The sequence below is a fragment of the Trichocoleus desertorum ATA4-8-CV12 genome, from assembly GCA_019358975.1.
Taxonomy (GTDB): Bacteria; Cyanobacteriota; Cyanobacteriia; order FACHB-46; family FACHB-46; genus Trichocoleus; species Trichocoleus desertorum_A.
Window position 1 is genome coordinate 22,816 of record JAHHIL010000025.1, and the last position, 12,394, is coordinate 35,209.

Annotated in this window: 7 protein-coding genes and 1 CRISPR repeat array (1 of these 8 cut by a window edge); all 7 genes read left to right on the top strand. The window is 49.0% G+C overall.

What is annotated here, in order from left to right; genetic code table 11:
• The first annotated feature begins 14 nt into the window (after positions 1–14).
• The 7 genes from KME12_16995 (at position 15) to KME12_17025 (ending at position 7,766) form a co-directional block, all read left to right on the top strand.
• Positions 15–818, top strand: a complete 804-nt coding sequence (locus KME12_16995) for an N-formylglutamate amidohydrolase (protein MBW4489485.1) — start codon at positions 15–17, stop codon at positions 816–818.
• Positions 819–1,061: 243 nt separating this feature from the next.
• Positions 1,062–1,211, top strand: a complete 150-nt coding sequence (locus KME12_17000) for a hypothetical protein (protein MBW4489486.1) — start codon at positions 1,062–1,064, stop codon at positions 1,209–1,211.
• Positions 1,212–1,313: 102 nt separating this feature from the next.
• The gene (locus KME12_17005) at positions 1,314–1,655 is read left to right on the top strand and encodes a hypothetical protein (protein ID MBW4489487.1); all 342 of its coding nucleotides are present in this window, start codon (positions 1,314–1,316) and stop codon (positions 1,653–1,655) included.
• A gap of 323 nt (positions 1,656–1,978) precedes the next feature.
• The gene (locus KME12_17010) at positions 1,979–3,682 is read left to right on the top strand and encodes a YdiU family protein (protein MBW4489488.1); all 1,704 of its coding nucleotides are present in this window, start codon (positions 1,979–1,981) and stop codon (positions 3,680–3,682) included.
• A 443-nt stretch (positions 3,683–4,125) separates the two neighbouring features.
• Entirely contained in the window at positions 4,126–4,593 is a 468-nt protein-coding gene (locus KME12_17015; GenBank protein ID MBW4489489.1) for a catalase, read from the top strand.
• 77 nt (positions 4,594–4,670) lie between these two features.
• Positions 4,671–6,332 (top strand): ISL3 family transposase, encoded by a 1,662-nt coding sequence (locus KME12_17020; GenBank protein MBW4489490.1) that lies wholly within the window; start codon positions 4,671–4,673, stop codon positions 6,330–6,332.
• Positions 6,333–6,464: 132 nt separating this feature from the next.
• Entirely contained in the window at positions 6,465–7,766 is a 1,302-nt protein-coding gene (locus tag KME12_17025) for a transposase (GenBank protein ID MBW4489491.1), read from the top strand.
• Between the two features lie 71 nt (positions 7,767–7,837).
• Positions 7,838–12,394: direct repeats of the CRISPR family, unit length 37 nt; unit sequence GTTTCAATCCCTGTAAGGGATTCAAGTTGATCGAAGC (it continues 3,482 nt past the right edge of the window).

Genomic DNA, 12,394 nt, shown 5'->3' on the forward strand with positions numbered 1-12,394 from the left:
TTCCTGAGCCAGCAATGCCAACTCCTTTTCTGCTTCATTTGCCAACTACTCAAGCTATTCCTGTCATCGCCAGTCTGCCTCACAGTGGCTTGCTGATACCGAAGGACATGGCTAACAGTCTAGAAACTCCTTATCAGCAGTATTTACCCAATCAAGATTGGCATCTCGACAAACTCTATGATTTTCTGCCCAGTCTGGGTATTACCGTACTGCAAAGCCTCTATAGTCGTTATGTGGTTGACCTTAATCGATCGCTGCAAGAACCGCTCTTCGGTAACTTCTGGCAATCGGTCACTGCCGAGAAGACCGCATTTAACGCTTCACTCTATCAAACCTTGCCCTCTCGAGAAGAGATTGAGCAGCGAGTTGAGCAATACTATCGGCCCTATCACCAACAGCTTCAACGCTTGCTAAACAAACAGATTGAGCAATTTGGGAATGTGTATCTGCTGGATTTACACAGTTTCTTAGGGTTGATCGAGGATGAAATCTGCTTGGGCAATGGGAATAGTAGTACCTGTTCTGAACCCTTCATCTCAATCGTTGAGACTGCCTTTTGCTCGCAAGGGTATCAAGTAGTCCGGAACAAAGTGTTTAGCGGTGGGTACATCACGCGACACTACAGTCACATGCCGCAGGTTGAGGCGTTACAGATTGAAGTTCGCTATCCGGTTTACCTGGATACAAATCAACTGGGGCATTCTTCTGTACCGGATTGGCAGGTACCCGAGTTCGATCGCGCGAAACACAAGCTTAAGGTAATTTTCGAGCAAATTGTTGATGCAGTGATAGCTGCTCAACCTCACCGTTCCCGATAAAGCTTCTCCCTAAGAACATGATCTCTTCAGTCGGTCAGTGGATTTTGGCAGACTGACGTGGCTGGCTATAAGGTTTTGATCGCCTGCGTCTCCTGTTCCACGGCTGTCGTCACCGCACTCAGCATTGATCGCTTCAACAGTGGTCTGAACAGACCATCGGCACGAGGAGATAGCTCTACTACCCTAGGGATCTTCTGAGCCCTGAAGCCGGGTTACTTTTATTGGCAAAACTCATTGACGCGAATGCCGTCATCGGACAGCGGCTATCAACCATCCCTACGAGCTTCCAGCGCTGACATCCCTCAACGCGATCGCGCCTTAGCCCTTTACAACACAGTGACCCAGCGAGGAATACTTTGGAACTCACCGAACCTCACTCAAAGCGTCAGTTAAAGTTTTGGTAGTGCTCAAGATGTAATACTATCCGTTGCTGTAGCCCTTGCAAATCAGGAATCTCATTACATCATCATTACCAATTCTGAGCACTACCCGGAAATGCAGGTGACGAGTATCCGATTGGAACCCGAACTGAAAGAGCGATTGCGGGAGATTTCCGGTGAACAGGGGTATCAAACCCTGATTCGGGAAGTCCTTTGGCAGTTTGTGGATCAGCAGCCAGTGCCTGATGGGGAACGATCTCGCGTGGTTAAACATGGGCGATCGCCCTTTCATCCCCCTGTGTTATCTATGTCGGATATTAGAGCGACGTTTAGGGCAGTCTCTCAACAAGAAGATCAATGTGCCATTACAGGACAGCGTATTCAACCACAACAAAAGATGCTTTTAAGGTTAACAATAAATGGGAAGATTATTACTCTCAGTATGGCGATCGCTTAATAGTGCTTCCAGTAATGGGCATTGATCCGAGATACGTGTAAAAATTTATCATATAAGCATCAAAGCTTTGCTGGATAGGGTTTGCGGCGACCGAAATGAAAGCATTGACTGTTTGCTGGGCAGGCAGCTATTCGGTTATTTGTAGCGCTGAAGCTCAGATGAGCAGATTCCTCCGGTGGTACCCAAGGAATTCAAGGTGGTCTGCTTCAATCACCCCCACTAATAAGTCGGTTAGTCTGGAAAGCTTCACATTTAATATGTTAGCCTCTGCAAAGGCCTCAATTAAACATGAATCCTTCCCGACAATATCGGCGCTAGCAACAATGTCGTATCCATCTAAACCCTCTGCTGAGCCTTGTGTAACGACCTTCGATGAGTTTGTGCAATTGGCGGATTATTCTCTGATGGATACCTTAAATGCCGATCCTGATGCCACTGGAGATGGTGATGATCACCGGGCCCGCCAGGTTTTTTCTGGTCATTTCGTACCTGTGACACCCACGCCGCTTGCAGACCCAGAATATGTAGCTCATAGCCGCACTTTTTTTAAGGAACTTGGGTTGAGCGATGGACTGGCGCTTAATGAAAAATTTCGCCGTGTATTTTCTGGTGATCTCTCTGCTGCCCATGAGCCGATGCGTCAGGTGGGCTGGGCGACGGGTTATGCCCTGTCGATTTATGGCACCGAATATACCCAACAATGTCCATTCGGTACGGGTAATGGTTATGGCGATGGTCGAGCGATATCTGTATTTGAAGGAATCATCCATGGACAGCGCTGGGAAATGCAATTGAAAGGGGGTGGCCCAACGCCTTATTGCCGGGGTGCCGACGGGCGCGCTGTCCTGCGGTCAAGTGTGCGTGAGTTTCTAGCGCAAGACTATATGCAAGCGTTAGGTGTGCCAACATCGCGCTCTTTGACACTGTATGTTTCTAAATCTGAGACCGTTACCCGGCCTTGGTATTCTCAAGACTCCTACTCTATTGACCCTGATGTTTTGGTGGACAATCCTGTGGCCATTTCAACTCGCGTTGCACCCTCCTTTTTGCGCGTTGGTCAGCTAGAGTTATTTGCCCGCCGCACTCGCAGCAATGCTCATCCAAAAGCATTAGAAGAGTTGAGCATGATAGTGTCGCACTTAATTGAGCGAGAGTACAAAAGCGACATTAATCAAAGCCTTGGTTTTGCCGATCAATTAGTTGAGTTGGCTAAGCTATTTCGCCAGCGTCTCACTTCACTGGTGGCTAATTGGCTACGTGTTGGTTATTGCCAGGGTAATTTTAACAGTGACAACTGCGCTGCTGGAGGCTTTACCCTAGACTATGGACCCTTTGGATTTTGTGAAAAATTTGACCCTTGGTTTCAACCTTGGACTGGTGGCGGCGAGCACTTTTCATTCTTCAATCAGCCCATTGCAGCAGAAGCAAATTATTACATGTTTTGGAAAGCAGTGAGACTGCTACTTACAGAAGATGCTGAAGCGTTAGAACAGTTCGAACAAGTAGGCCTCGGCTTTTCAGAAGCCATGCAAAAACAAATCCAAAAAATGTGGGCGGACAAACTTGGCTTGACTGAATATCACCCAAAGCTATTTGAAAAATTAATGCAGTTAATGACTGACTCAAAGGTAGATTACACCATTTTCTTCCGCGAGTTATCCCATATACCAGATGATATCTCAGCATTGAAAAAAAGCTTCTACGTTAAAACTTCACCACAACTCGATGAACAATGGCAATCTTGGTTAAAAAGCTGGCGCGACCTCGTCATTAACGACGGCAATTTGGCTGAGATATCAACAAAGATGAAACAGACGAACCCAAAATACACATGGCGAGAGTGGTTGATTGCCCCTGCCTACCAACAAGCCATGCAGGGTGACTATACTTTAGTTAAAGAGTTGCAAGAAGTCCTTAGCTATCCATATGATGAGCAATCACAAGACGTAGAAGATAAATACTATCGTCTAAGACCTAAGGCGTTTTTTAACACGGGTGGCGTGTCGCACTATAGCTGTTCATCTTGAATAGCTGCGTGACAAGCAACTATTCAAACGATTTTACGTAGTTCTAGACTTTTGGCTCAACAAAAAATCAACGGTTTCAGACCATAACTAAACGGTAATTTAATCTAAATCCAGTCCAGGGCTATTGACGGCAAGAGAAGAATGCCAACATCTGTATAATCCTGAAAACGCTTAAAAGCTCTACTCATCAAAGGAGCTACCGATTTGAATGTCTTGAATTCTACAGAAAAGAGAGGTCGAAACATCCGCTCAGTAAAGGTTCTAGCCTTAAAGTTGTTTTTGCCGCGTTTGCGAAACAACCGGATTCAATGCGGTCATTGAGAGCGTTTTGCCGTTTTGCCTTCTGAGTCATTTCCTCCTTAAGTAGGATGAAGTGCAGGAGCCAGGAGCAAATCCTTAAACTACAAATGTATAAGTTCAGTTCCCACAGAATCGATCGCTCAATGCTCATCCCCAAACCATACATCCGTTACTCCCAAACTGTAGAAGTCAAGCAACCCGACGAGGAGCGGCTGATTCACGAAATTGTTGATTCCGTTGCCCGGCAGGGGCAGAAGGTGTTTGACAAGCATCGCCATGCCATGCGTGGGGCTCATGCCAAGAGTCATGGCGGACTGAAGGGGGAACTGAGGATCTACGACAACTTGCCTGCCCATCTCGCGCAGGGATTGTTTCGCCAACCCCGCACTTATCCGGTGATGATTCGCTTCTCAACCGTTCCCGGTGACATCATGCCGGATGGTCTATCTTGCTTTCGCGGCATCGCCATCAAGGTCATTGACGTGGCAGGACCGAAACTCCTGGAGACGGAACCTGATGCCGTAACTCAAGACTTTTTGATGATCAACAGTCCGGTTTTTCCATCGGGCACTATTGCTCGCTTTCTCCCAGAACTGTTGGACGACAATTAAATAGGGCTCTTCCGAGCTTTTGGTGATGCCGAGAAGTAGGGAGGAAACTATAGATCACCCCTTTCAGTGCTCCGCCCATGGAATTCCTTCAAGCTCTGTTGCCCAGTACCAGTCTGCTACGTTTGGAAAGCTACGCCATTGAGTCAGGCAATTGCCTCTTGCTGAATCTTTCCTCTACACAAACGATAGTCCCCTGTCCGCTCTGCGGTGGGCTGACTCACCGTATCCATAGCCACTATGAGCGGACGCTAGCTGACCTACCCTGCGCCCATTTCAGGCTGAGACTGATTCTTCAAGTATGTAAGTTTTTCTGCCCAAACTCTGAGTGTCGCCGCCGCATCTTCACAGAGCGATTGCCTGAAGTGGCTGCCCCTTGGGCGAGAAAGACGGTGCGATTGATACAGCGCTTGCAGTCAATTGGCTTAGCGCTGGGGGGTGCCGCAGGGGCTCGATTAGGCGATTGCCTGGGTTATGCTGTCTGCGGCAGTACCCTGCTGAACCAGCTTCAGCGACTTTCGCTGCCGAACTTTACCACCCCTAAGGTATTGGGCGTCGATGACTTTGCTTTCCGCAAAGGCCACAATTACGGCACTATCTTGGTTAACCTGGAAACGCATCAACCGATTGCCTTACTGGCAGACCGTAAGGCAGAAAGCTTGGTCGAATGGCTACAGGCCCACCCTGGTATAGAAGTGCTCTCACGCGACCGCTCCAAAACCTACAAAAGTGCGATGACCGCAGGCGCACCGGATGCCATACAAGTTGCAGATCGCTTTCACTTGGTCAAGAACTTGAGTGAAACCTTAGAGCAAGCTTTTGGTAGCTACCGCAGTGAGCTAAAAGCGGCTGAACAATCGCAGCATCAAGCCACCGTTGCAGACGCTCTTGAAGAAACCGTTTTAGCTGTCCCACAGCCAACCGCTACGGAGAAGTCGCAGCAACAAATCCGACAGAACCAACAACGAAAAATAGAACACCAGAGGACGATCAAATCCTTGCGAGCCCAGGGATGGTCTCGAGCCACGATTGCTCAGACGTTAGGCGTTAGCCTCAAGACCGTTCAACGCTACAGGCGCTTGCCAGATTTTCCAGAGATACCCTCTCGCCGGCCCACGTTCGGGCGCAGTCTACTCGATCCCTACAAGCCACAGCTTTTGAACTGGTGGAACTCGGGGATTAGAGAGCCTAGTATCCTGATGAGATTGCTCAAACCCTGCGGCTTTGAAGGCTCTCTTCGGACCCTACAACGCTACATTAGTGGACTGTGCAAAGCACAGGGTCTACCATCCGTAAGGATTAAAGTTGCTCAGGCGTTGCCCAAAGTCGTGGACCCGCAGTCGCCACCCTTCACCCCGCGTCAAGCCGCCTACTTGGTCGTACTCAATCGAGAGAATCGTCAGGCAGAAGAGACTGATCTACTAGAGCGCGTTAGGCAGCAGCATCCCGACTTGAGGCTGCTGGTTGAGTTAGCCGATGAGTTCTTGCAACTGTTAAGACAACGGCGGGCAGACGCATTCGATGACTGGCTGCTAAAAGCAGCAAGCTGCGCTCTCAAACCTTGGCAAACGTTTGCCAAAGGGTTATTTGATGACTATGCTGCGGTCAAAGCGAGCCTCATGGCAGAGTTTAGCAACGGCCCTGTCGAAGGCTTGAACCACAAGTTGAAGCTGCTGAAGCGACAGATGTACGGCAGGGCTGGGTTAGAGCTACTTGCCAAGCGCTTCATTATGGCTGCATAAGGACAAGCTCAACGGAGTGCAGCAATCGTTTTCTCTGGAGTTTAGACTAAACGAGGCAAAGAGCGATCGCCCGTAGAAGGGACAACCGCTCAAGGGACAATGCTGAGATTAACCACAATTCCAGCATTAACCATGAATAGTGTGGATCAGCTTGAGGCATTTCGCCAGTCAGTATATGAGCGCTTGGGGAAGGGACGAGACGCTCTCTTCGACCTGATGGATGCCATCCTGGTGAGTCGAAGTATTACTTCGTTTGCTGAACTCTCATTATCCGCAGTCTTTCGCCGCCAATGGCCGAGTGTGTATGCAGCGATTAGAGAGAGTCACCCCCCTCGCGATGAGCTACTCAAGTTATACGCCCAGCATCTGCCTCAACCCTCACGCCTAGTCCTAGCAGGCGACCACACAGCTTGGAGCAGACTCTACGCCAGAACATTGCGAGACCGCACTTATGAACATCAAGCACCACCCATGAGCGGCAGCAAACCTGTGACCGTAGGACATGGGTATAGTACCTTAGCCTGGATTCCAGAAGCCCAAGGCAGCTGGGCCTTACCCTTATTACATGAACGCATTAGCAGCTTTGAGAGTCCGATAAGCAAAGCAGCAGGGCAACTCAAAGCCGTGTGTGAACAGCTCCAGGGTCGTCCCCTCAGCCTGTGGGATGCTGAGTATGGCTGTGCCCCCTTCATTCTGCAAACTGCTGCCATTGCCTGTGACAAGCTGATGAGAGTGCGTTCCAACCGCGTGCTGTACAAGGCTCCTCCTGCTTATGCAGGCAAAGGGCGACCCCGGAAGCACGGTGATAAATTCAAGCTCAACGATGAGCAAACTTGGGGGCAAGCCGACCAATGCCGAGACGTCGAGTCGGAGCGCCTCGGACCCCTGCGGTTGCAACTGTGGCACCACCTGCATTTCTCTCGCTCAGCCGCTCACCCCATGCATTTGATTCGAGTGGAACGACGAGCTGAGGGCCGAGTTCACCCACCTTTGTGGTTGGTTTGGGTCGGGCAGAGTCTCCCTGATTTGAATGAACTCTGGCAGTATTATCTGCGTCGCTTTGCCATTGATCATTGGTATCGCTTTGTCAAACAACGCTTGCACTGGTCGTTACCCCGCTTTGCCACTCCAGAACAAGGTCAAACCTGGAGCGACCTGATGCCGCTTCTCACCTGGCAACTGTGGTTAGCCCGTCCCTGGCTCTGCCAGACTCCTTTGCCTTGGCAGAAACTCTCGCCTCTGCCCTCCCCCGGTCGAGTGGCTGATAGTTTCGCCCCCCTTTTAGCCCGAATTGGTTCTCCGGCTCCCAATCCCAAACCTCGGGGAAAGTCACCAGGGTGGCTACCTGGTCGGACTCGGACTCGACGGATACGCTATCCCATCGTCAAAAAAGGTTTCAAACGACCTAAAAAGATGCCCATTCCATCTGCTTAAGTCTCCATCTCTTGTTGAATCTCCAGATGCTCTCAGTTCAACTGCTGGACTGAGCAGCTTCGCTATTAGTCTAAACTCCAGCTGTAAGGGATTCAAGTTGATCGAAGCCCCCAATTAGAAGATCAACTACATCAGCGCTGCATCCGTTTCAATCCCTGTAAGGGATTCAAGTTGATCGAAGCGGGATAAAGATAGGCCACCCACAAGGAGATAAACATGTTTCAATCCCTGTAAGGGATTCAAGTTGATCGAAGCTTCAGGATTGCTTGTGTATCCAATTTTTCCAGCGTGTTTCAATCCCTGTAAGGGATTCAAGTTGATCGAAGCCTTGGGGTTGCTTCAAGCCTGACAGCCCACGTAGCGTTTCAATCCCTGTAAGGGATTCAAGTTGATCGAAGCCGCTGAAATTCACGCCTCAGAGCTACTGCAAATGATGGGTTTCAATCTCTGTAAGGGATTCAAGTTGATCGAAGCTTCAGATACGTTTACGGGCACAGCTGCAATCCCAGTTTCAATCCCTGTAAGGGATTCAAGTTGATCGAAGCCTCCATCCACCTGACATGGCAAACACGAACCTTCAGGAGCTGGGTTTCAATCCCTGTAAGGGATTCAAGTTGATCGAAGCCTGGGAGCGATCGCAGAGTCAACTTATCAGCTAAGTGATGTTTCAATCCCTGTAAGGGATTCAAGTTGATCGAAGCGGTGCGATCAGTGAGGTCATGAGTTAGGGCGATCGCCTAAGTTTCAATCCCTGTAAGGGATTCAAGTTGATCGAAGCTAATGACGAGCGATCGCCCATTCGTCATTTGATGGGTTTCAATCCCTGTAAGGGATTCAAGTTGATCGAAGCCCAGAGGCGGTGGCGATCGCTGAACGTGGTGGGCTTGTGAGTTTCAATCCCTGTAAGGGATTCAAGTTGATCGAAGCCACCTGGGTCTACGCCTACACCATCCTCCGAGGGGCCAACAGTTTCAATCCCTGTAAGGGATTCAAGTTGATCGAAGCACTGGCATTCCGTGAGCTTGCATTGCTTCGTAGAGGTTTCAATCCCTGTAAGGGATTCAAGTTGATCGAAGCTCCATATGGTGACAGTGGCGGTGACAGTGGCGGTGTCTCAATCCCTGTAAGGGATTCAAGTTGATCGAAGCAGCTGAGCGTGAGTGTGCAGAATTGTCGGATTACTCAGCAGTTTCAATCCCTGTAAGGGATTCAAGTTGATCGAAGCGATAAGTACGGGTTTTGCACTTTAGAAACTGAGAAGGTTTCAATCCCTGTAAGGGATTCAAGTTGATCGAAGCCGCTTATTGGCTCCAGCAATAGCGGTCGTGGCTTTGTTTCAATCCCTGTAAGGGATTCAAGTTGATCGAAGCACTGTGTCCGACACCCTCCTCGATGCCCTGAACGACGTTTCAATCCCTGTAAGGGATTCAAGTTGATCGAAGCGAAGCAGTCAAGTCAAAGCACAAGTCGGCTCAGACCCCTGAGTTTCAATCCCTGTAAGGGATTCAAGTTGATCGAAGCGACGTTCGCAGAGTTGGGTCTCCTCCTCCGTGAATTGTTTCAATCCCTGTAAGGGATTCAAGTTGATCGAAGCCGGGTGCCCCGCCTTCACTAGTAGATCCTCGATCGTTTCAATCCCTGTAAGGGATTCAAGTTGATCGAAGCTTCCTGGTGCTACGGCAAATCTGGGGCGCATCTACGTTTCAATCCCTGTAAGGGATTCAAGTTGATCGAAGCTCAGTTGAGGTTGGCAGTACGGTAGCAGGAAGGTTTCGTTTCAATCCCTGTAAGGGATTCAAGTTGATCGAAGCTTGGCATAGGGATAAGACGCGATCGCAAAACCTACGTTTCAATCCCTGTAAGGGATTCAAGTTGATCGAAGCGCGCTTCACCACGTCCATCATTTCGTTGGGCTTGGTTTCAATCCCTGTAAGGGATTCAAGTTGATCGAAGCTTTGCCCGCGATCGCTGAAGATGATGATCCGATGGGTTTCAATCCCTGTAAGGGATTCAAGTTGATCGAAGCGGCGATCGCGCTAGCAGCACTGGACTTGGTAAAGCGTTTCAATCCCTGTAAGGGATTCAAGTTGATCGAAGCCCGTGTCTAACGTCCAATTAATCTGAGTGGCTGCGTTTATCTGTTTCAATCCCTGTAAGGGATTCAAGTTGATCGAAGCTATTGTCTTGTTCGGTGGCTCAGCGGGTGGAGGTAAGTTTCAATCCCTGTAAGGGATTCAAGTTGATCGAAGCAGATCGGATAGATCTGTATGTAAGCCCTTCTAGGGAGTTTCAATCCCTGTAAGGGATTCAAGTTGATCGAAGCATTTATCTTATTGCCTCCTTTTGGTTTGTCAATGTGTTTCAATCCCTGTAAGGGATTCAAGTTGATCGAAGCCGTTCTAGCGTTTACCAGCATCTCTCTTGGAGTTGTTTCAATCCCTGTAAGGGATTCAAGTTGATCGAAGCTTCGTGGGTGAGCAGTCGGACAGGTGCCAGCTCGTCGTTTCAATCCCTGTAAGGGATTCAAGTTGATCGAAGCACCCAGGATTACTGTTTGAGCTTTATAGCGAGCTGTTTCAATCCCTGTAAGGGATTCAAGTTGATCGAAGCTGCCGCCTGAATCTCTAGCCACTCCGGAGCTGTTTCAATCCCTGTAAGGGATTCAAGTTGATCGAAGCTGCCGCCTGAATCTCTAGCCACTCCGGAGCTGTTTCAATCCCTGTAAGGGATTCAAGTTGATCGAAGCACCATGACTCTGATTCTGCTGTTGCGGTGTTACATGTTTCAATCCCTGTAAGGGATTCAAGTTGATCGAAGCATGGATCGCGATACGGGGCTGGGCTAAGTTCCAAGTTTCAATCCCTGTAAGGGATTCAAGTTGATCGAAGCTTTTTAGTAAAGCCTTAGTCAAAAAGAGATCGGTACGGTTTCAATCCCTGTAAGGGATTCAAGTTGATCGAAGCTGGCGGTACTAGTGGCGGCGGCGGCAATCGAGTTTCAATCCCTGTAAGGGATTCAAGTTGATCGAAGCCGGATGATCAGCAACCAGTCATTGTTCTCCTGCTCGTTTCAATCCCTGTAAGGGATTCAAGTTGATCGAAGCGATTGCGATCGCCTTTGCACTGTACGTAAAAAATGTTTCAATCCCTGTAAGGGATTCAAGTTGATCGAAGCCCTGTAGATGCTCTACAGAGGAGAAGTTAGACGGTGTTTCAATCCCTGTAAGGGATTCAAGTTGATCGAAGCTGCCCATTCTGCGGGGCAGAGTTACCATAGTCGGCTGTTTCAATCCCTGTAAGGGATTCAAGTTGATCGAAGCCCTTGGGTTGCTTCGTCACGGCCTAGATCCCGCTGGGTTTCAATCCCTGTAAGGGATTCAAGTTGATCGAAGCTCCTTGAAAAACCAAACCAATATAGAAAAGAAGATTGTTTCAATCCCTGTAAGGGATTCAAGTTGATCGAAGCTGTTGCAGTGGATGGAGCGCACTTTGGTCATCGCCTGTTTCAATCCCTGTAAGGGATTCAAGTTGATCGAAGCCGTATGCCGACAGTAGACAGCCAACCTTTAAGGAGTTTCAATCCCTGTAAGGGATTCAAGTTGATCGAAGCGATTTAGTTGAGCAGCACAAGGCAGACTGGGCTGCGCGTTTCAATCCCTGTAAGGGATTCAAGTTGATCGAAGCCTGACGTTGCATCCGGCTTGCTCCAAACACTCACCCAATGCGTTTCAATCCCTGTAAGGGATTCAAGTTGATCGAAGCATTATGGGCGATCGCTCTTGTCAAACTTGATCTCGTTTCAATCCCTGTAAGGGATTCAAGTTGATCGAAGCGCTCCATGCCTTCGCCCCAGGTATATGCGATCAGCACATCGTTTCAATCCCTGTAAGGGATTCAAGTTGATCGAAGCATCGCCCAGAGGTGGGGGTTAGATTGTCGCTACGTTTCAATCCCTGTAAGGGATTCAAGTTGATCGAAGCGAAGTCACCTACACCAGCACTTTTGCATCCATCCTTGTTTCAATCCCTGTAAGGGATTCAAGTTGATCGAAGCCGATGGATTGGTTCCACCATCGTTCAGCCCCATAGTTTCAATCCCTGTAAGGGATTCAAGTTGATCGAAGCGCTCTTGAGCGTTGCGGGTTTGTTGCGATAGCTCGCGGCGTTTCAATCCCTGTAAGGGATTCAAGTTGATCGAAGCCGTCCGCTTCTGAAATCTTAAATGCAAGGTCTTGTGTTTCAATCCCTGTAAGGGATTCAAGTTGATCGAAGCCTGGGGGTCAACGTGCCTCGCCACAAGCTCTATGAGTTTCAATCCCTGTAAGGGATTCAAGTTGATCGAAGCCCGCGATCGCCTGGACGACTTGCCACAGCGGGAAAATTGCGTTTCAATCCCTGTAAGGGATTCAAGTTGATCGAAGCTGCGATCGCCTGATTGCCTCCAATGCACAAGCTACCTTCGTTTCAATCCCTGTAAGGGATTCAAGTTGATCGAAGCGATCGAGCGTGAGACTTTTAGAATTTCCTGACACGTTTCAATCCCTGTAAGGGATTCAAGTTGATCGAAGCTGCCAATCACCCGTCGCACCTTGAGCGCTGTACCGGCGTTTCAATCCCTGTAAGGGATTCA